Raw genomic sequence first — 20,697 nt, 5'->3', positions numbered from 1 at the left:
CTTCGATATAATTACCTAAGTTTTCCAATCCGGATCACGCTTTTCGATAAACGCATTGATGCCTTCTTCCGTATCCCGCAGCATCATGTTTTCGACCATAATATCGCCTGTATAGACATAAGCCTGATCAATCGGCATTTCTGACTGATCATAAAATGCCTGTTTGCCGATCTTGACGGCTGCGGTCAGTTTTTGCACGATGGTCTGGGCCAGATCTTGCGTCTTTTTCTCAAGATCCTCATGTGGGACGGCGTGGTTGATCAGCCCCAAACGTTCAGCCTCGACTGCCTCAATAAAGCCACCGGTTGTCAGCATTTCAAAGGCCTTCTTGCGTGGAATATTCCGCGACAGCGCGACCATGGGCGTTGAACAAAACAGCCCGATATTCACGCCGTTTACGCCGAACCTAGTGCCCTCGGCTGCCACCGCCATATCGCACGACGCCACCAGTTGGCACCCTGCTGCGGTCGCGATTCCATGCACTTGTGCGATCACAGGTTGGGGTATCTTTTGGATCGTCATCATCATTCTGGCGCAACGATCAAACAGATCCTTGAAATAGGCGCGACCCTGGTCCGGCGATTGCCGCGCCGCTGTCATTTCTTTCAGGTTATGGCCCGCGCAAAACGCTTTACCTGCGCCTGAAATAACAACGGCACGTATGTTGTCATCCGATGCGATGTCATCAAGACTTGTCTGCAAGGCTGTCAGCATATCGTCTGATAAGGCATTCAATGTCTCAGGCGTGTTCAACAAAAGCTGGGCTATGTGATTGCGGTCATTCCGTTCCAATATTGCCATGATGCGTCCCCCTTATCGGTCACAACTTAGATACAGGACTGTTCTGATTGCAATGTATTACGTGATATCACCCGCGCGGGCAGCGCCTTTAGTAATCGCGCTCAAAGAACAGGCCAATCCCGGTATTGCCTTCGTCATCCAGCCCACCTTTGATAGTGACATTATCGCCGACATCCAAGTTCAGATTAATCTCGGAACTGCCGTTGGACCCAACTGTGACATCTGTATAAACGTTGTCTGACAGATATTTACCTGCGCGCAGTGCGGTTTCACCATCATCGCCCGATGTAACATCAAGATCGTCCAGTCCAGTGCTTTCACGCAAGCGGTTCACGACACCGCCATCCCCACGTCCGGCCAGCGTTGCAACCGCCGATGCCAACTGCAACGCCTGCAGCGCCGACAGGCTTTGCAATTCGCGGCCAAAGAACAATTGCGCCAGTATTTCATCATCGGGCAGTTCAGGGGTGGATGCAAAGTTCACCTCGGGGGCGGCCGCATCGCCTTCGACGATGATACTGGCAGATCCAGTGGCCGTTTCAGTCGTGGCCACCAATCGTATCACCGGATTAAAGTCGCCCTCTAATTGCGCCCAGCCTTCGTCCAATTCAAACCTTTGTTGCAAGATATCCAGCCGTCCGCGCACCAGCTCGAACCGTCCACTGGGGATCATGATTGCGCTGGTGCCCGACAGCCGTAACTGTCCGCCCAGTTCGGCGTCCAACCCGCGCCCACGCACAAACATCCGCCCCGGCGCACGTACCGTAATATTCAGAAGATAGGGGCTTGACCGCGACACACCGTCATCCTGATCCAGCAATCCTGCGCGTTCACGTGTTCTGCGCACGTCAATCGGTTCGCCGATATGCGTGATGTCAGGAATAGCGCCAAGTGTCGTGATTGTGGTCGACGGCACTTGAATTTCCGTTGGTCCCAACACCAGGTCACCGGAAATTACCGCCCCGCCGATCAGTGGCCCACCAAAATTGATCCCACCGGATACACTGGTTTGATATAGATCATCATCAACGATCTGGACCTCACGCAATCGCGCTTCAAGTGTCGCGAAATAAGGAAATAACAGTCCAAATGACCCATCCAATGACACGTTGCCGCCCGCTTCGACCTGCGATTGGACATTCACACGCGCACGACCGCCGCCCAGCTCAAGGCGGCCATCGATATTGTCCAACGCTACGCGATAGGTGGGCGCTGACAACCGCGCGTTCTGCGTTGAAATTGTCCCCAGAACAGACGACAGCTGCGGTGGTCCGTTGATCGCCAGTTGAACTTGCGCCACACCCCGTAAATTGCGCGGCTCGATAAAGGGGTTCAGTGCGGCCAACGGACCTTGTCCCTGAACGTTCAGCGCCAGATTGCCATTTGTGGCGATACCGCCTGCGACATTCAACGTGCTGTTGCCGGGGGCTGTTGCATCCGCGTTCACTTGCCAGACGGTCGTAAAGCCCAGTGCGGTACCTTCCAACGTAAAGGGGCCTGTAAAATCGGGCGTTATCAAGCCCACATCATTCAGCCGCGCCTGATATGTCACGCTACTGGTTTCGGACCCAAGCTGTGCATCCACGCTTGCGTTGAAATTCGGTGTGGTCAGGATCGCGTTTTCGATCTGCGTGCCGTCCAGCGTTCGAATGGCGCGTGCGGTGATTGTGCTTTGCCCTGCAATCACACGGTCCAGTTCGCGCTGACTGACGGCCAGATCATTCGCGGCGGCATCCAGTGTGATATCAAATTCACCGGACAGCGGCATATAATTGCCTTGGATATCCGCCGTTGCATCCCCGCGCAGGGGTCTGCCAGCAAGCTCCGACAGGCGCGCCAGATCATCCATGGCCAGTTGCATCTGCACAGTGGTGTTCAGATTGTTGTCCAACCGATCAATCCGCGCCCGGCCATTTGCACTGTAATCCAGCCCATTCAGCCGCAGCGTGGGGATATCAATCGGCTCACTTTCAACGATATTTATCACGATATCGCCATCCACCTGATCCCCGACCGCCGCAGACAGGCCCGGATCATCAAAGGCCAGACCTTGGGCGGCATAGTTCAGACTGGCAAAGACACGCCCGATAGTCAGTGCGTCGCCCTGCTGGATTGTACCACCCCCGATCAAGGTCAACGCTGATGCGGACAGCTGTGATTGTTCAAGCCCTGCAATCCCGATGCGGCCTTTCCAGCCGTCCCCCTGCGCCCCGTCATAGGTGATGCGCATACTAGCGCGAGTGACAAACACCGGATCGCCCGCGATCGGCAAACGGATCTTGTCGCCCGACGGATCCGCCATCTGGCCGGTCAGATCCAGCAGTTGCGGCCAGCCATCCGGATTGAATGCAGCCCGACCCGCCAAGCGCAAGGACGCAGCGCTCAGATTAAATCGATCCAAGGATATGCGACCATCAGGTGACTGCTGCCCATTGGCCTGCAGTTGAATTGACGGGCCAAAGAACGCGCGAAATTCGGGTGCGAAAAGTGTGGCGATGTCGCCGCTTATATCGGCATCAAATGCACGGGTAGGGGCAGCAGTCGGATCTTCGGCGGCAATCGTGCGCAGCGCCATTGTGCCGGTCAGCCGCTGCACATCGTCCGTGGACAGCGCGATGTCAGTGGTGAATGTGTCGACTGGTCCTTCGCCTTGTGCTGTCAGCGATAAAGCAGGCGCGCCATGCAGGCCAGACAGGGTCGAAATCAACCCACTGCGCCCTTCCTCAAGACTAAGATTGACCGACAGGACGCCACTTGTATTCGCGTATCCCACGCCCAGATCAAAAACGCCAGTTTTGCCATCGATACGTTCTGCGTCAATGTCCATCCGCCCTTGACCGCCAGCCAGTGTCAGACTGCCTTCGATCTGAAAGCGTGCCTCTTCGCCTAAAATCGGCGCGCCGATTACGATTTCTTCGGCATTGATGCTGGCAATATCAATGCTGACGGGCAGCTCTGGCAGGGAAAATTCGGTCGCCTCAGGCGTGGGCGCACTTGGTTCGGACTTTGGCATACGGGCCAGTTCGATACGGCCTGCGGTCAGTTCGCGCACGATCAGTTCGCCCGACAACAATGCGCTGCGGTTCCAATCCAAAACTACATCTTCCAGCGTCAGCCAGATGCCGTCATCATCTGCAATTGTCAGTCGGTCCAGCGTCGCGCGTGAACTTAACGCGCCGGTAAAGCCCTTCAGCTGCACATCGCGGCTGACACCAGACAGATTGTCTTCAATGAAATTGACGATGAACCCTTCGTCTGAATTGTCATCCTGGGCCAGTATGACAAAGGGCCAGACCAAGACTGTCAGAAAGATGAAAAAGCGGATCAAAACGATTGTCCTATGCCGATGTAGATCTGAAAAAGTGAATCGGTTTCGGGCCCACTGACCGGGACGCCGACATCCAATCGGATGGGTCCTATCCCAGTATTATAGCGCAGACCCAGACCCGCGCCGCTGTGCCAATCACCGCCATCACTTGGCAGGCTGTCAGGCCCCACGTAGCCCACGTCGTAAAAGGCCACCAGACCAAAGGTATCGTCCAGGTCGCGCCGCACTTCAAACGCGCCGCCCATGAAAACACGCCCCCCGATCCGGTCATCGCCATCCAGTTCCACGGCAAGCGATTGATATTCCTGCCCCCGCACTGTGCCACCACCACCGGAATAAAACAGATAACTGGCAGGTGTTGCATCTGTATCTGATCCAATCACCGACCCGAACTGACCCCGAAACGCCAGCACCGTGTTGTCGCCAAATTCGCGGTAAACCCGACCATCCAAAAACAGGCGCGCGCCGCTTTGCGCGTCCAGCGTTCCCAGATACGGGATCAACTGCCCATCCAGAAAATAACCCGCCCGTGGGTTGGCGCGATCATCCCGCAGGTCCCACCGCGCATCCAGCGGAAACGTCAGCAGCAGCAAATCTCGTTCGCCCAGATCATCCTCAATTTCGGATCCCAGAATGGCCACACCATAGCTGTACTGAAATGTGTCCGAAACATAGCGTTCAAGCCCGCCGCCGATCGTAAATTCGCGCGAACTGAAGTCAGGTTCGTTCAGCTGCTCGATCCTGGCCTCAAGATACAGATCGGTATCGCTGCGAAAGGTGGCCGGACGCGTAAAGCGGGCGCCCAGATTATAATCCAGATCAGACTGGCTGCCGATCCCGCTGATGCCCGCATCGACTCGCAGCCGTTCAGCACCGCCCAGCAAATTGCGGTGCAGCCAAAACGCGGACAGCGCCAACCCTTCGTCCGCTTCGGCTTCGATCCCGTATCCCAGACGGCGACGTTTTTGTTCATTCACCTGCGCGGTTATATCCAATGTACCATCGCGGTTGGGTGTTTCTGCTTCGATCAATGCAGCCGACCGGAATGCGCCAGTACGCCGCAATCGCTTTTGAGCCTGATCTAATTCCTGGGGCGAATAGATCTGGCCCGTTGGCAACCCGGCAATTTCCCGAATACGTTCGGTACGCACACCTTCATTTCCTTGCACGATTAAATTCCCAAAGCGCAACCGCGGGCCAGGGGCCAGCCGAATATCGACGTCCAGCGTATTTGATGAATGAATGGCCACAATCGACTGATCCGCCGGTTCTGCCTTTGCATATCCCTGATCGCGCCAGCCTTCGACACCGGCAGCAGCAGCCCCGCGAATGACAGCTGTTCTGGCGCGTTGTCTGCGGGCGAATTCTTCGGGCAAGGTTGTGTCAGGGGCAAGTGGGGTTACACGTGTCTGTCCAAATCGAAAGCGCGGTCCGGGATCAACGCGTAACTCAATGGATTGAATGTTGCGTGGTGCGGCCAGTGGTGGAATTGTTGATGCCTCGCGCCCATTTACAGAAATCTGGATCACACCCCCAAAGTAAGCCTCGTCGTAAAGGGCTGCCAGAATGCGGCCATAATCTGCCTGCGCTGCAGATACATAATCTTGTGCAGATTGATTGCCGTCTTCACGCAAACTGTACACAAGTGACGCGCCCACAACCTTGTCACGGATGTCTTCGCGATCAGTCACAATCACGAATCGAATATTCGGCGTTTCTTGTGAAAAAACCGGCAAAGCCCCGAAAAACGTCAAAACAACAATGACTTGAATGAAAAAGCGCAATCTATACTCCTGCCATGCAAGAAAAACGCCTATGCGGCAATCTGGTTCCGTTGCATAGCATATGATTTGTCGGGTGAAAGGTCTTCTCACATTCCGGCGATGCGGCTTTTTGCTTGTTTTGATACGGAAGGACATTAGGTTAAAGCCCTGATATGCTCAGATTATTTCGACATTCCCCCACCAGTTTGTGGCGCGTTTTACGCGGTGTCTGGGACGATATTGATGAAAAAAACCTAAGTCTGATTTCAGCCGGTGTGGCATTTTTCGGTATTTTGGCGGTTTTTCCTGGCATTGCTGCGGTCATTGCCATTCTTGGCATATGGGCTGACCCCACAGTGGTGAATGTCCAGATGGAGCTATTGCGCGGTTGGATTCCAGCCGATGCATTCCGGCTTTTGAACAATCAGGTCACCACTTTAATTTCCGCCCGGACTGAAACATTAAGCTGGGCTACAACTGTATCAATTTTGATCGCTTTTTGGTCTGCACGCACAGGCGTCAGCGCCCTGATCCGGGGTATGAATTCGATCTATGCCGTTCCGAACAGACCCACAGCGCGACATTACGCATCAGCGCTGATCCTGACCGGCGCGTTGATTGGTGTGGCGGTCGTGGCCTTGGCGACGGTCGTAGTGGCCCCCATTGTACTGGCGTTTTTGCCGCCTGGTGCGTGGATCGCGCAGACATTGGATGGCTTGCGATGGGTTGTGGCGATATCGGTTGTGCTGGCGGGGCTTGGCATTGTGTACCGTTACGGACCCAACCACCGTCAATTTCGCATGCCTTGGGTCACACCAGGTGCGTTTCTGGTCGTGATCATGTGGGCCGGGGCATCCTATGGATTTTCGGAATACCTTGCGAATTTCGGGCGTTACAACCAAATCTATGGCTCGCTTGGGGCGGTTATTGCGCTGCTGATGTGGCTTTACATCAGCGCATTTCTGATCCTTTTGGGTGCCGCGCTGAATGTCAGACTGGCGCAATTTGAGCCGTGATATTGGCAATGCCATCTAATCCTTTAAAGTGATACGGGATTTAGGCTGGGAATTTTCATGCGCATTGTCATAAAACTGACCGCTCTTCTACTGATGACCTATCCCGCTTTTGCCGAACCCTTTGCGCAAACGGATATGGATTGGAACGGCGACGGTCACGTGGATCGCATCGTGCTGCAGCCGTCGCCCAATGATCCATCCCGTGCGGATTTGTTGATCTATCTTGGCACGCCAGGCACTGAAAAAATCGATCTGTTCAAGACGCTTGCCGGCTTTACCCACGCCGCTGATGGCATTGATACATTTTTGTTGATACAGCCAGCGTCACAGCCAAACGCAATCACGATCATCGAACAAGGTGGCCTGTTTGGCCGATCCAGTCGCACCCAAACCCGTGTTATCGGTTATCGTCAGAATGACGCGCACGTGCTGCAGTATAATATGCAGCAAATTCATCCGACCGTTCTTTATTACCTAACCTGTCAAATTGACTTTGAAGCCGGCGAAGGCGCTCTGACGCGCTATGGGCAGCTGTATCCATTTGACGTCGACCCTGCACAGGTTCAAGCTGAAAACTGGGGACCAAATATCATTCCGGATAAATGCCAGTTCATAACGCCAACACTGGGCATGATGCCTAAAGGCGATGCCGATCTGATGATTGATCAGCTTGAACTGGACATGAACGTTGACGGGCTAATGGATCTGGTTTGGCTGACCAACGAATATGATGGCGTTTTTATCTATGTGTTTTTAGGCCAGACAGACGGGTCGCACGTTTTGATGGGCGTCGGTCGCAATCTGGCATGGGCCAAGTGGCAAGGTGACTATCGCGATGTTAAATGGATGGGCAATGCTGATCACGCCAAACTGTATGTCACGCCGGGGAATCCGCATGGCCTTCAGGTCAAAACCTATGAAGATGATAATGAAAATGGTGCCAAAACGAATGTTGTTGCCTATATCAACTGGGATGGCACACGGCCCGTTTTGACCCGATTTGATGTGATGATCCATATCAATGACGAACCGGAACCCGCAATGCATTGCGTCAATGATTTTGCAGATCGGGTGTCCTATCTGGCGGCCAAGATCGATGGGATCATGTCAACTGACCAAGAAATTCGCGCACCCTATCGGCTGACGGAATGGGATCCGTCGGACGTGGATAAATGGATATATGACTGCCGACCATAACCCCTTGCGTTCGCGCGCACATGTGACATCGTCTGACCATGACCGCTGATACTTTGACCTTGATCCAATGGCTGTCGCCCGCCTTTCCGCTGGGCAGTTTTGCCTATTCCCATGGGTTGGAAACAGCTATTACGCAGGGCGCTGTATGCGATGCGGCGTCGCTGACTGAATGGCTGTCGGGCATTCTGACTGCTGGTGCAGGTCAGACCGATGCGGTGTTGTTGTATCATGCCTTGCAAGGCACCGATGTCACCGATACTGCTATCGCACTGGCCCCAAGTCGTGAACGGCTTGAGGAAACGATGGCCCAGGGCCGCGCCTTTGCCCGCACCGTCACGGCGATGCAGCCTGAGCTGATCCTGCCGGATGCGCCTTTACCCGTTGTGGTGGGTGTCGCTGCAAAGGGGCTGAACATTGACCCCGCCATCTGTATTTCACTTTACGTTCAGGCTTTTATTTCAAATTTGATCACAATCGCTGTGCGCCATGTCCCCTTGGGGCAGACCCAAGGCCAGCAGGTGCTGCACGATCTAAAAGACCTGATCTTGACCATCGCAGATCAGGCCATCAAAACCGACCTTGACCAAATCGGCACCGCAAGTTTCGCCAGCGATCTGGCCGCAATGACACATGAAACCCAAGACGTACGGATATTTAAAACATGACTTCACTCAACGGCCCTTTGCGCGTGGGTATCGGCGGCCCAGTTGGCGCTGGCAAAACGACCCTGACTGAACAGCTGTGTCGCGCGATGACGCTTGATTATTCTGTCGCAGTGATCACCAACGATATCTATACCCGCGAAGATGCCGAATATCTGATGCGCGCGCAGGTTCTGCCGCAAGACCGGATCAAAGGCGTTGAGACCGGCGGCTGCCCCCATACGGCGATCCGCGAAGATGCCTCGATCAATCTGGCGGCAGTGGCAGATATACGCGCCCGTTTTGCTGATCTGAATGTGATTTTCATCGAATCCGGGGGCGATAATCTGGCCGCCACCTTTTCGCCTGAACTGGCCGATCTGACGATCTATGTCATCGACACCGCCGCCGGTCAGGACATTCCCCGCAAAAAAGGGCCTGGGCTGACGCGGTCTGATCTGCTGGTGATCAACAAAATCGATCTGGCCCCCCACGTTGATGTATCGCTTGACCTTCTGCAAACCGACGCCAAAGCCGCGCGGGGTGAAAAACCTTTTGTCATGGCAGCACTGAAATCAGGGCAGGGTATAGACCAGATCGTTAATTTCATAAAACATTTCGGCGGACTTTAGCGCATTTTACATATGTCATGATACATTCATTATCATTAGGCAGTGGGGCTTGATAATCGTCATAAGATATTCAAAAATCACGGAGAATTCAGTGATTGTTTATGTGCATTCCCACGATGTTTACGACAGTGACACAACATTTATACGACACAGAAAACTTCCCGACGTAGAACACATCATCATTCCATATCATGCTTCTGTCGATTCTATTATTAATAGTATTATTGCGCGTGCTCGGAATAAGCGGTCGATATGGCTACTGGTTCTGAATGCACATGGTAACAGTACGTTTGTGAGTATGGGAACGAACATTAACCAGAATAATGTGCATAATTTCTGGAAACTTGCCCCTTATATGACACCCAGTGGGCGCGGCGTTGAAATTCACAGTTGTTTGACTGCGTCAGCCCGTATGAAAAAGCAGGTTGTTAAAGACGGGCAGGGGCTAAAATTTCTGAGGACTTTTGCCAGTAGTATCGGAACGACCGTACGGGCCGGATATGGCAGCCAGGTTGGGTGGGATTCATTCCTGGGTATCAGGCATGGGGATCGGCAAGGAATGTATGAGACACCTTGGGTCAGCGTTAGGCCAAGTGGTGAATTCAAAAATTATAAAGCTACTGACAAGCCATGGGATGATCGTTGATCCTGACGTTAGGCACTGCGCTGTGCCGTCGCGGTCAGCACGTCCATTCCGATCAACGCACCGCCACCGCCCCTGTTTAACCACCGCAAAACACTGGGTCGTCGGATACGGGTGCGCAGTTTGTCGGCCAAAAGCGCATAGATCAGCGCATTCACACCCGCCAGAGATACAAACGTCAAAATCAGGATTGCAAACTGCGGCAGCAAAGGTGCCTCGGGTCGGATGAACTGCGGCACGAACGCGATGAAAAAGACGATGCTTTTGGGGTTCAGCGCCGTTACAGCGGCCGCATGCATGAATGTCTCGCGCCCCGAGGTTTGATCAAGCGTCACTGCCTCAAGCCCCTTGGGATTGCTGAACAACAGCTTGATGCCCAGATAAACCAGATACGCGGCGCCCACCCATTTCAAAATGGTAAACATCAGCGCACTGGTCAGAACCAAAGCCCCAAGTCCCGCCAATGATGCGGTCATCGCGACCAGATCGCCCACAGCGACGCCTGCCGCCGTACTGACCGCCACGCGCTTGCCCTGCGTCAACGCATATGACAGCACCAACAGCACCGTTGGACCCGGGATCAACAGCAATGCAACCGAAGCCGCAACAAATGTAAGCCAAAGATCTAATGGCATCGGTATACTCCCTGAAAATTATTCCAACAATTTATGCATATACGTTGTCGCATGATAGCTTTTTCCGTCCGGGTCCAGCCCGAAATCCGGCACGCGCCCGGTGATTTGATAGCCAAGCGACAGATAAAAGGGTTCTGCAACATCTCCGCTGCGCGTATCAAATGTGATCAACCTCTTTTTCAGCGCGCGTGCGTGATGCTCAAGCGCTGCCATCAACTGCCCGGCAATGCCGCGTTTGCGATAATCAGGGTGGACCAGCAGTTTGGCAACCTCACACCGATGCGGCTGGTTCTGCGGCAGTGCGATCTGCAATTGCACGGTACCTGTGACTTTGCCCCCCGATACAGCGCCCCACAAAATCACATCGCCATTGCGAACGTTTGGAAAAATCTGATCACGCCAGAACGCACGGGCATCGTCAATGGTATGAGGCCAAAGAAAACTGACCGCCGCGCCTGCGTTAACTGTTGCATGCAAAATCTGCGCCAAATCTTCTGTCGCGCTTTCCAGCAGATCTGCACTTAAAATCTGAATGTTAAAATGGCTCACGTGCACCTCGTCTTTTTCTGAACTGTGGCTTGCACTGATCCGGTGGGCAAGGCAATACCATGAAAACGGCTGATTTTATCCATAGCAAATCCATCTTTTGACCCGATGTCCTGTGTCATGCGATATGTTTCAATAGTCTTTGCTGTCCTCTTCCTTGGCGCTTGTGCGATCTTTATTCTGTACCGGGCGTTTTGGATGGCAGCCGCCTGGATGTCGCGATGGACAAAGGCCGATCTGATCTATTTTGATGCTCAGGATGTAAAGCTATTGGTTTTGCTTCTTGTGATTGCCTTGTGCCTGATCGGATGGATTTTCTGGCCCAGGTTATTCCGCAACGATCCAAAGATGAAGACGCGCCAGATTTTGACACTAAGTTTTGCAATCACGGGTATTGTCGGATTTATAAAAGTGATGTTTGCAAGCGGGTATCTGACAACCGCCGCGGCCTATGCTATCGAAAATGGCTATGTCATCTGCAACCCGGACCGGTACCAGATTTTTGGTGAACTTTGGATGGCGAAAGACCAACAAGATTGTGCGTCTGTTTTATAACGTCTGCCGGTGTTGGCTGATCAGGTTGTACAAAAATTTAAGTACAAAATCCGTGTACAAAATATACAAAACGTGTGGTTCAGCGCTTGGGGGCTTTATCACGAGGCTGCGGCCTGCTGGGAATTTCCTTCAGCAAGCCGCCCACGCCCATGGCGGCGATATCATCTGCTGTAACAGGTATGCCGCAGGCCACACGCTCTAGCACCCAATCGGCCCCGTTCAGTGCGGGCGATCTGGCGCAGCCGGGTAAACCGATTACAGGTGATCCTGAAATGTCACCCAAAAACAAAAGGTTACCAGGATCAACGGGCATACCGAACCGGCTGATTGTACCGCCGCTTAATCGCACAGCCTGAGGAGCCACATCCATTGAATCCGACGTGGCCGAAGCCGTTAGGATCAGTTTCAGCTGCCCCGTGGTCTGCGTCAACGCCTGTGCAATGGCGGCTTCCGTGTGATCCACTTTCAGAACCTCTGTTAATTCAATATCCAGCGCATTCAACCGCCCCCGCACCGATTTTATACCCTTGTCATCCCCCTTTGACCCGCTGATCTGGCTGACGATAAGGGACACGGATTTGATTTTGGTCGGGACCACCTCGATTGCACCGCTTACGTTTCTACAGGCTTGTTCCAAAACGGTTTTTTGAACACCGTAAGAGATAATCTTGACCGTTCCGACCATGCGCCCAGCCCGCGTTGGCGCATATTGCGTAGCGGTGGCAAGGGTGATCATAGGATGTGTCCGGTTCAGTGTATTGATCTTGTCGATATCCAGAATAACCACGCCCGTCGTCGTCGATTTTATGTTCACACGCCCTGTGAAACTGTCGCTTAGCTCAAGATGAACTGCATCTGGATCGGGCACCAGGGCTTGCGCCAATTGCAGTGCCGCATCGTTTTCAGACACGTCATCGGGGGCAAGACGTGCAACGGTCACTTTGGTAAATCCGGCTTGTTCAAGTTTGATGATGTGTTCTTGTTGTAAAATCAGACCTTTACGTAGACGTCCATCCGGTAATGCCATTGAATGTGCAAGGATTGCGCCAAGGGCAGAATTCAGAGAAACGGCGCCAAATTCCATTATCCGCGCCGTAGCGTTTCTGTGACTTGCGCAAGAATGGATATTGCAATTTCGGCCGGGGATTTTGCACCAATATCAAGACCCACAGGTGCATGTAAGCGTTTGATATCACTTTCGGAAAATCCTGCGTCTTGCAGGCGCGCGATACGTTTTGCATGTGTCCGTGTTGATCCAAGACAGCCGATATAGAACGCATCAGATCGCAGCGCGACATGCAAGGCGGGGTCATCCAGTTTTGGATCATGGGTCAGGGTGACGACGGCGGTTCGCATGTCTAATCCATAGTCCGTCAGTGCTTCATCCGGCCAGTCGTTCAGGATGGTCTGGCCCGGAAAACGGCTGCTGGATCCAAAGGCATCGCGTGGGTCAATCAGCACAAGATCATAGCCAGCCACCTGCGCCATGGGTACCAAAGCCTGCGCAATATGTACGGCCCCAACAATGGCCATGCGCAGCGGCGGGTTATGAATGGCAACAAATTGATCACCTTCAAAACCGCTTTTATCAGAGCGGAAAAGGTCCGTAAAAACGCCGTTGGTGTCATGATCCAGATGCCGTTTCGAGCTTTTGATATCAATGACATAGGCGATTGGTTGGCGGGTATCGTTCGCCTGAATAAGCTGGGTTAATATGTCTATCGAAACCGCTTTGCCAACAGGTTCGACCAGCACACGAATTGTACCACCACAGGCCAAGCCGACGGCAAAGGCTTCGTCATCGCTGACCCCGTATTCCAGAATGCGCGGTTGGCCGTCGTCCAAAGCCTCTATTGCCTCGACCACGACCGCGCCTTCGACGCATCCGCCCGAAACCGACCCCGCCATTTCACCATTGCCTGATATCACCAGTTGGCTGCCGACCGGGCGGGGGGCGCTGCCCCAGGTTTCAATGACAGTTGCCAGCGCCGCGCCTTTACCAGCATTGTGCCAGTCCAAAGCGATTTTAGGCATGTTGTCATAATCATAGCTCATGTTTGTGATCCCATCGCTGCCATCATACGGGCCTTTTCGCCGTAATCGTCAGGCCGTGATATAGCATCTGCCAAAGCTTTCAGGGATGCAATGTTGTGACCTGCACGAAAGCTGTCGACATGGGGCATCATCGCAGAAATGCCCTGGGCTTTTGGCGCAAATCCATCCCAGCGCAGCAGGGGATTGACCCAAATAACACGCCGAGCAGACAGGTGTAGCCATTCCATTGCTTTTGACAGTCCATCCGGATCATCGCGATCAAGACCATCGGTGATCAGCAGGACAACCGCGCCCTGGCCCAAAACGCGCCGTGACCAGTCGCGGTTAAAGGCGTTCAGGCAGGCCCCGATGCGCGTGCCACCTTCCCAATCCTGCGCCTCGGCCCCGGCAGCGGCAAGGGCAGCATCAACATCACGCTGTTGCAGATGGCGGGTGATATTCGTTAGCCGGGTGCCAAAGGTAAAAGCGTGCACCTTAGCCCAACCGCGTCCTTTATGGTTGGACACCGCATGCAAAAAATGCAGCACAACGCGCGAATATTGCGACATGGATCCCGAAATATCGCATAGCGCCACAAGGTTCGGCCAGCGGTCGCGCCGTGTTTTTCGGGCAAACTTTGTGATCTCTCCACCTTGTCTCATGGCTTGCCGCATCGTGCGTTGCCAATCAGGTAGCCCGCCATGCAGCGCTGCTGTTGTGCGGCGGCTGGCAAGTGGTTTAATCGGCAGTGCCATTTGTGCCAGCATCTGCTTGGCTTGCGCCATCTCGTCTGTATTCATCTGTTCAAAATCAAGGTGTTGCAGCCGTTCCTGCGATGACATGGTACGCGAGGCGTCGATGTCGATTTCAGTCCCATCTTCGGCTTCGGGCAAATTCGGCAGATCACGATCAACGCCGTCAAGCAACGCCTCGGCTGCGCGTTTTTCTGCAGGCTTGGCAATACGATCTTCCTGCACTCCGCGTACCTGTGGCGTGAGTGCGGCCATCATATGTTCCAGATATCGCGGGTCACGCCAATATAGCCGGAAAATCTGTGCAAAAACCTGACGATGTTCAGGCTTTGACACGAAACAGGCATGTAAAATCCAATAAAAATCCCGCTTTTCGGTAAATCCTGCCGTTTGCACCGCGCGGATTGCATCCATGATATGCCCCGACCCAATCGGCAGTCCGGCTTTGCGCAAAGCACGTGCGAAATGGGTGATATTCGACATCAGCTTTGGATTTTCGGGCAGGTCGAGATCGGGCAGTTTAACCATATTACACCGGCGCCAGTTCGGCCTTTGCCTCGTCCAGCAGCCGTTTTGCTTCGGATCCTTGCAGCTTTTGAATATCGTCCTGATATTTCAAAATGGCGCCCAATGTATCAGCGATAACCTCTGGCGACAGATTGATGACATCCAGTGCCAGCAGGCATTTGGCCCAGTCGATGGTTTCGGCCACGCCGGGTTTTTTGAACAGATCTTCGGTGCGCAGTTTTTGCACAAAGGCCACGACCTCTTGGCTTAGCGCTTCGGCGGCTTCAGGCACACGGGCGTTCAAAATCTGGATCTCGCGGTCGAAATTAGGATAATCGACCCAATGATATAAACAGCGGCGCTTTAGCGCATCGTGCACCTCGCGCGTGCGGTTAGACGTCAGGATGACAATGGGCGGTTCGGGCGCTTTGATCGTGCCCAATTCCGGGATCGAAACCTGAAAGTCGGATAGCGCTTCCAGCAGGAATGCTTCAAACGGTTCATCGGTACGGTCCAATTCGTCAATCAGCAAAACAGGTGGACCTGCGGGATCAGGGCGCATCGCATCTAAAAGCGGGCGTTCGATCAGATAATCGTCGGAAAATAACTGCGTTTGCAGCGCATCCTTATCGGCTGTTCCCGATGCCTCTGCCGCGCGAATGGCAATCATCTGGGCGGGGAAATTCCATTCATAAACAGCAGATGCGGCATCCAGTCCTTCGTAACACTGCAGGCGGATCAAACGGCGACCCAATGTTGTGGCGATGGCCTTGGCAATTTCAGTCTTGCCCACGCCTGCTTCGCCTTCCAGAAACAAGGGCCGCCCCAGTTTCAGGGACAGGAAAACGACTGTCGCCAAATCGCGTCCGCAGATATAATTCGCATCGGCCAAGGCCTTTTGAACAGTGTCGATTGACGAAAACTGATGTGACATGAACCCTCCGATCAGACCTGCAATGCTGCATGTCGGTCAGGCAGGGTCAAGGGGGCCTAAAGTCGAAGCGCGATTGTCAATCCCGATATCGCGGGCTAGGTTTCGCCAAACCATAGAAGTGAGGATGCCATGAACGCACCAGCGCAGATTAAAACCAAGGATGCCCCAGACCTGAACCGTTTCGACTGGCAGGATGTTTTTCGATTGGAAGATCAGCTTTCTGAAGACGAACGTATGCTGCGCGATGCGGCCGAGGAATTTGCCCAAACCAAGCTGCAACCGCGTGTGATTGAGGCATACCGGGACGAAGTAACAGATCCTGGTATTTTCCGCGAAATGGGTGAAGCTGGGCTGTTGGGCATTACGGTGCCAGAACAATACGGCGGGCTTGGCGCATCTTATGTCACCTATGGTTTGGTGGCCCGTGCAGTGGAACGCGTTGACAGCGGATACCGGTCGATGATGAGTGTCCAGTCATCGCTGGTGATGTATCCGATCTATGCTTACGGGTCCGAAGAACAGCGTCAGAAATATTTGCCGGGGTTGTCCAGCGGCGAATTGATCGGGTGTTTTGGTCTGACTGAACCCGATGCGGGCAGTGATCCGGCGGGCATGAAGACTCGTGCGGAAAAGACGGCAACAGGCTATCGGATCACAGGGTCCAAGATGTGGATATCTAATTCTCCGATTGCAGATGTATTTGTGATATGGGCCAAATCCGAGGCACATGGCGGCAAGATCCGCGGGTTTGTTCTGGAAAAAGGCATGGCCGGTCTGTCTGCCCCGAAGGTGGGTGGCAAACTTTCTTTGCGTGCATCCATTACGGGTGAAATTGTAATGGACGGAGTCGAGGTTGGCGAAGACGCTTTACTGCCGGGCGTCGAAGGGCTGAAAGGCCCGTTTGGCTGTCTGAACCGCGCGCGGTATGGCATTAGTTGGGGTGTAATGGGGGCCGCAGAATTCTGTTGGCACGCAGCACGGCAATACGGGTTGGATCGCAAACAATTCGACAAACCGTTGGCACAAACCCAGTTGTTCCAAAAGAAGCTTGCCGATATGCAAACTGAAATTTCTTTAGGTCTTCAGGGCAGTTTGCGTCTTGGGCGTCTGATGGATGAAGGCAATGCGGCGCCCGAAATGATCAGTCTGATGAAGCGCAACAACTGCGGTAAAGCATTGGATATCGCGCGCATGTCCCGCGACATGCACGGCGGCAACGGCATTTCCGAGGATTTCCAGATCATGCGCCATATGGTCAATCTGGAAACGGTAAACACCTATGAAGGCACCCACGATGTCCACGCCCTGATCTTGGGTCGTGCGCAAACCGGGTTGCAGGCGTTTTTCTGAACCCGCTGACTTTTGCCGGCGCGTCCCAAGGGATACTTTGGCGAAAGCCTGCGGATTATATGATGAATTTAGCCTTGGATGCTTTTGCTATGCATCCAAGGCGGACATCATTCGATGTGCTGTGAACGCCCCTTTATATCTGGGAAGTTAAAAACAAGTCTCGATCTTGAAATTAAACTCATGGGAAAAGTAGGGAGTGGAAGTCTATAAATAAAACTCTCAGAGTATTTATTGCGCTTATTGCTTTGCACAGCAGATCAATCGATGGCTAAAGCATCCCGTCGCCTTATCCACAACTTGAGAGCCGTGTGATGTATGTTACGGCAGATGGCACCATGTTGATCCGACCAAAGGGCACCCCAGAAAGATTGCCAAATGAAGACCCTGAAAAGGGGTTGGTCAGAGCAAAAATAGCAGGCTTGGACATGTCTCCTGTGAGGCTTGCAGCTCTTACAATCAATCGAGATGTTTCTTGTAGTGTAAGGGCATACTTATTTGAATTTGTAAGTAGCGGTGAAGCAAATATTCTATACGCTGCAGAAAACAGCACTTTGACTTCAAGACCGGCACGCAAGTCCTTTATCTTTTGGCCCGCTTTCACTTTACGCAAGCCAACAAAAAACCCTCTGACCAAGGGCAGAGGGTTTCTAAATCATACACAAGTATAATTTTATTTCGGCATAGGTCCAATCATCATGACCATCTGACGGCCTTCCATCTTGGGCATGTTTTCGATCTTGCCATGTTCTTTGGTGTCTTCGGCCACACGTTCCAGCAGCTCACGCCCAAGGTTCTGGTGGGCCATTTCACGACCGCGGAACCGTAGGGTGATTTTGACCTTATCACCGTTTTCCAAAAACTTGAAAACGTTGCGCATTTTGACTTCATAGTCATGCGTATCGGTGTTGGGCCTGAATTTGACCTCTTTGACCTCGATAATCTTTTGCTTTTTCCGCGCCTCGGCTTCTTTTTTCTGGGTTTCGTATTTGAACTTGCCGAAATCCATAATCTTGCACACAGGCGGTGTGGCATTTGGTGAAATTTCCACCAGATCAAGACCGACTTCATCTGCCATTTCCATGGCTCTTTCGGGGGTTACAACGCCGACGTTTTCACCTTCGGCGCCGATAAGGCGGATTTCGTTTGAACGAATGCGATCATTTACGCGGGGTCCTGTTTCACGTACGGGCGGCGCGTTGTGTGGTCTGCGGGCTATGACATTGATCCTTAAACTGTTGCAGATGTCTGATTTATGAAATTAGCCTTTTGCGGCCTTTGTTTCAAGACGAAAACGGCATAAGCGAAGCTTTGCTGCGCAGCTTTTGTCACAGTTTTCATTTTGCGGGCTGTCTGGCATAACGTTTAGCAAGATATCCAATGGAATGAAGGTGGTATTATGAAAAATATTTATTTGGTGTTGGCTGTAATTATCGTCGTGGGGGCGGGGTACTATTTTTATTCTGAAAATACGCCACAAGAGGCAACAGATTCTGCGCAAGACACACTGGAAAGCACCACAGATGCCGTCAGTGATACAGTCGATAGTGCTGCGGAAACCACCGAGGGCGTCGTTGATACCACAACTGAAACAGCAGTCGAGGCTGTCGATACGATGCAAGATGCTGCTGAACAGGCTGTAGATACGGTTACAGATGCCGTTGAAGACACCACACAAGCTGTCACAGATACTGTAGAAAGCGGCGTTGATGCCGTTCAGGATGCCGCCAATGCTGCCGACGCGGCAACGGATAGCATGATACAGGACGGTGTGAACGCTGTCGAAGGTGCGCTGCAGGATGGGCAAAGTGCAATGGACCAATCGGCAGATACTGTCGAAGATGTGGCAGCTGAGACAGAACAGACAATCGTCGAAGGCGCGAATAGTGCCAGTGCAATCCCTGCTGAAATGGAACAATATCTGACTGTAGAAGGATATGATTTCGAAAAAGTCAGTCAGATGATTGATGATTCAAATCTGGATGACGTGCAGAAGGCCGGCATGAAAGTCGCCTTGCAACAGACTGAAAATGATCCGACAGTTTTGAAAGCCATGCTGGATCGCCTGAAGCAGCTTATGGAAGAATAAGCTGATTTAGATATACTCAAGCCGCGCAAAGTGTTTTTGCGCGGTTTTTGTTGTGAAGTATTTAATGCAATGAATAGCCAAAACAACTTGACTCGCCTTAAGTGGCATCGCCACCAATTGAACCAAGATTGAAATGATAATGAGAGCAAGTTTAAGGCAAAAAGCCATCGCGATTTGTGATGATAAAATTAAGAAGAAAGGCGAAACAGTTGGCCTTTCATTCTATGCTTTTTTTGCCAACAAGAACGACGATCCTGAACTTTTGATGGAAGCTGCGGTGTGGTGGATTAAGACGCATGAACTTGACCACTTTGTGAAAGCTGTAAAAATACGCGATATGATTAAAGCAGGGCTTTGAACGATAAATCTGTAGAGGCGTCTGCAAAACGGATGCTTGACTGGGTTTAAGCCATAATCATCTAAAAACGTTCGCTGTAACTTAACCAACAAACGCTTTTTCAACGACGTATTCGGCAGGATCGGAATTGGCCCCTTCGCGAAGGCCAAACCCTTCCAGAATTTCCTTAAGGTCGGTATTCAGGCCCATTGATCCGCAGACCATCGCACGGTCTGTTTCAGCGGTCATTCCATCAATACCAAGGTCTTTAAAGACAGTGCCATCCTGCAAAAGCGTTGTGATGCGGCCCATCTTGGGGCTGTCTTCACGTGTCGTGGTTGGATAATATTTCAGCTTGTCACCAACCAGTTCACCGATCAGCGGATCATTAGGCAGGGCTTCGACAATACGGCGGCCGTATTCCAGTTCGGCCACATCGCGGCAGGTGTGTGTGATAATGACTTCATCATAAAGTTCATAGGTCTCAGGATCACGCAACAGCGATGCAAAGGGGGCAAAGCCCGTGCCTGTGGCAAAAAACCAGATGCGCTTGCCGGGCAGAAGTGCGTCATGCACCAGTGTGCCCACGGGTTTGGGGCGCAGGATGATCTGATCGCCCGGTTGGATATGCTGCAGTTTACTGGTCAGCGGGCCGTTCTGGACCTTGATCGAATAAAACTCCAACTCTTCATCCCAACTGGGCGATGCGATGGAATAGGCGCGCAGAAGCGGTTTGCCAGTGTCGCCCATAAGGCCGATCATCACGAATTCGCCGGACCGGAACCGCAGCGACTGCGGACGTGACACACGAAAAGAAAACAGATCGTCGGTGAAATGTTCAACGTGTGTGACAGTCTGTGCGTCAGGCAGCATCGGTGTTTTAATCGGGGTTGCGTCAGTCAATGGTTTTAACTCGGTCATATGTCATTGCAGGGATATT

21 protein-coding genes are annotated in these 20,697 nt (G+C 52.7%); 10 read left to right on the top strand and 11 right to left on the bottom strand.

What is annotated here, in order from left to right; all coding sequences use genetic code 11:
- Nucleotides 1–15 precede the first annotated feature (15 nt).
- From HRQ87_RS12505 to HRQ87_RS12495, 3 genes are all read right to left on the bottom strand, one after another.
- Nucleotides 16–801, bottom strand: coding sequence for an enoyl-CoA hydratase (locus tag HRQ87_RS12505; RefSeq protein WP_174138778.1), 786 nt, complete (start codon nt 799–801; stop codon nt 16–18).
- A gap of 88 nt (nt 802–889) precedes the next feature.
- Nucleotides 890–4,129 (bottom strand): translocation/assembly module TamB domain-containing protein, encoded by a 3,240-nt coding sequence (locus HRQ87_RS12500; RefSeq protein WP_174138777.1) that lies wholly within the window; start codon nt 4,127–4,129, stop codon nt 890–892.
- Entirely contained in the window at nt 4,126–5,913 is a 1,788-nt protein-coding gene (locus HRQ87_RS12495; protein ID WP_174138776.1) for an autotransporter assembly complex protein TamA, read from the bottom strand. Before HRQ87_RS12495 ends, HRQ87_RS12500 begins: the two co-directional genes overlap by 4 nt.
- Before the next feature lie 152 nt (nt 5,914–6,065).
- Between HRQ87_RS12495 and HRQ87_RS12490 the strand changes: the two genes are divergently transcribed.
- The 5 genes from HRQ87_RS12490 to HRQ87_RS12470 all read left to right on the top strand — a co-directional run bounded on the left by HRQ87_RS12490 (nt 6,066) and on the right by HRQ87_RS12470 (nt 10,024).
- Nucleotides 6,066–6,908 (top strand): YihY/virulence factor BrkB family protein, encoded by an 843-nt coding sequence (locus HRQ87_RS12490; RefSeq protein ID WP_174138775.1) that lies wholly within the window; start codon nt 6,066–6,068, stop codon nt 6,906–6,908.
- Between the two features lie 57 nt (nt 6,909–6,965).
- Entirely contained in the window at nt 6,966–8,105 is a 1,140-nt protein-coding gene (locus tag HRQ87_RS12485; RefSeq protein ID WP_174138774.1) for a hypothetical protein, read from the top strand.
- Between the two features lie 38 nt (nt 8,106–8,143).
- On the top strand, nt 8,144–8,770 hold the full coding sequence (locus HRQ87_RS12480) for an urease accessory protein UreF (RefSeq protein WP_174138773.1): 627 nt from the start codon (nt 8,144–8,146) through the stop codon (nt 8,768–8,770).
- Entirely contained in the window at nt 8,767–9,378 is a 612-nt protein-coding gene (gene ureG, locus HRQ87_RS12475) for an urease accessory protein UreG (protein WP_174138772.1), read from the top strand. The genes HRQ87_RS12480 and ureG overlap by 4 nt, the downstream gene beginning before the upstream one ends.
- A gap of 91 nt (nt 9,379–9,469) precedes the next feature.
- Complete coding sequence (locus HRQ87_RS12470; RefSeq protein WP_174138771.1) at nt 9,470–10,024, top strand: hypothetical protein; 555 nt, start codon at nt 9,470–9,472, stop codon at nt 10,022–10,024.
- 8 nt (nt 10,025–10,032) lie between these two features.
- Here HRQ87_RS12470 and HRQ87_RS12465 read toward each other — a convergent pair whose 3' ends face one another.
- Both HRQ87_RS12465 and HRQ87_RS20260 read right to left on the bottom strand, forming a co-directional pair.
- On the bottom strand, nt 10,033–10,656 hold the full coding sequence (locus HRQ87_RS12465; protein ID WP_174138770.1) for a LysE family translocator: 624 nt from the start codon (nt 10,654–10,656) through the stop codon (nt 10,033–10,035).
- Nucleotides 10,657–10,674: 18 nt separating this feature from the next.
- Nucleotides 10,675–11,205: a GNAT family N-acetyltransferase gene (locus HRQ87_RS20260; RefSeq protein WP_174138769.1), complete on the bottom strand. Its 531-nt coding sequence runs from the start codon at nt 11,203–11,205 to the stop codon at nt 10,675–10,677.
- A gap of 195 nt (nt 11,206–11,400) precedes the next feature.
- Between HRQ87_RS20260 and HRQ87_RS12455 the strand changes: the two genes are divergently transcribed.
- Nucleotides 11,401–11,757, top strand: a complete 357-nt coding sequence (locus tag HRQ87_RS12455; protein WP_174138768.1) for a hypothetical protein — start codon at nt 11,401–11,403, stop codon at nt 11,755–11,757.
- 79 nt (nt 11,758–11,836) lie between these two features.
- On the opposite strand, the gene HRQ87_RS12450 is transcribed toward HRQ87_RS12455, so the two are convergent.
- From HRQ87_RS12450 to HRQ87_RS12435, 4 genes are read right to left on the bottom strand one after another with little or no spacing between them, the layout of a single operon-like run.
- Nucleotides 11,837–12,841, bottom strand: coding sequence for a molybdopterin-binding protein (locus HRQ87_RS12450; protein ID WP_174138767.1), 1,005 nt, complete (start codon nt 12,839–12,841; stop codon nt 11,837–11,839).
- Entirely contained in the window at nt 12,841–13,812 is a 972-nt protein-coding gene (locus tag HRQ87_RS12445) for an XdhC family protein (protein WP_174138766.1), read from the bottom strand. The genes HRQ87_RS12450 and HRQ87_RS12445 overlap by 1 nt, the downstream gene beginning before the upstream one ends.
- Nucleotides 13,809–15,071: a vWA domain-containing protein gene (locus tag HRQ87_RS12440; RefSeq protein WP_174138765.1), complete on the bottom strand. Its 1,263-nt coding sequence runs from the start codon at nt 15,069–15,071 to the stop codon at nt 13,809–13,811. Before HRQ87_RS12440 ends, HRQ87_RS12445 begins: the two co-directional genes overlap by 4 nt.
- A gap of 1 nt (nt 15,072) precedes the next feature.
- Nucleotides 15,073–15,984, bottom strand: a complete 912-nt coding sequence (locus HRQ87_RS12435) for an AAA family ATPase (RefSeq protein WP_174138764.1) — start codon at nt 15,982–15,984, stop codon at nt 15,073–15,075.
- Nucleotides 15,985–16,113: 129 nt separating this feature from the next.
- On the opposite strand from HRQ87_RS12435, the gene HRQ87_RS12430 reads away from it, so the two are divergent.
- Nucleotides 16,114–17,334, top strand: a complete 1,221-nt coding sequence (locus HRQ87_RS12430; RefSeq protein ID WP_174138763.1) for an acyl-CoA dehydrogenase — start codon at nt 16,114–16,116, stop codon at nt 17,332–17,334.
- 311 nt (nt 17,335–17,645) lie between these two features.
- Entirely contained in the window at nt 17,646–18,002 is a 357-nt protein-coding gene (locus HRQ87_RS12425; RefSeq protein WP_174138762.1) for a hypothetical protein, read from the top strand.
- 2 nt (nt 18,003–18,004) lie between these two features.
- Here the strand turns inward: HRQ87_RS12425 and infC are convergent, their stop codons facing one another.
- Nucleotides 18,005–18,550, bottom strand: a complete 546-nt coding sequence (gene infC, locus HRQ87_RS12420; protein WP_174138885.1) for a translation initiation factor IF-3 — start codon at nt 18,548–18,550, stop codon at nt 18,005–18,007.
- Nucleotides 18,551–18,730: 180 nt separating this feature from the next.
- Here infC and HRQ87_RS12415 point away from each other — a divergent pair, with 180 nt between their 5' ends.
- Both HRQ87_RS12415 and HRQ87_RS12410 read left to right on the top strand, forming a co-directional pair.
- The gene (locus HRQ87_RS12415; protein ID WP_174138761.1) at nt 18,731–19,420 is read left to right on the top strand and encodes a hypothetical protein; all 690 of its coding nucleotides are present in this window, start codon (nt 18,731–18,733) and stop codon (nt 19,418–19,420) included.
- 139 nt (nt 19,421–19,559) lie between these two features.
- Nucleotides 19,560–19,778 (top strand): DUF6500 family protein, encoded by a 219-nt coding sequence (locus tag HRQ87_RS12410; protein WP_174138760.1) that lies wholly within the window; start codon nt 19,560–19,562, stop codon nt 19,776–19,778.
- Between the two features lie 81 nt (nt 19,779–19,859).
- On the opposite strand, the gene HRQ87_RS12405 is transcribed toward HRQ87_RS12410, so the two are convergent.
- On the bottom strand, nt 19,860–20,678 hold the full coding sequence (locus tag HRQ87_RS12405) for a ferredoxin--NADP reductase (protein ID WP_174138759.1): 819 nt from the start codon (nt 20,676–20,678) through the stop codon (nt 19,860–19,862).
- Nucleotides 20,679–20,697: the final 19 nt, after the last annotated feature.

This window comes from Parasulfitobacter algicola, from assembly GCF_013315265.1.
GTDB lineage: Bacteria > Pseudomonadota > Alphaproteobacteria > Rhodobacterales > Rhodobacteraceae > Parasulfitobacter > Parasulfitobacter algicola.
Note: the sequence above shows the minus strand (reverse complement) of the source record. Positions and strands in the feature narration are given on the sequence as shown.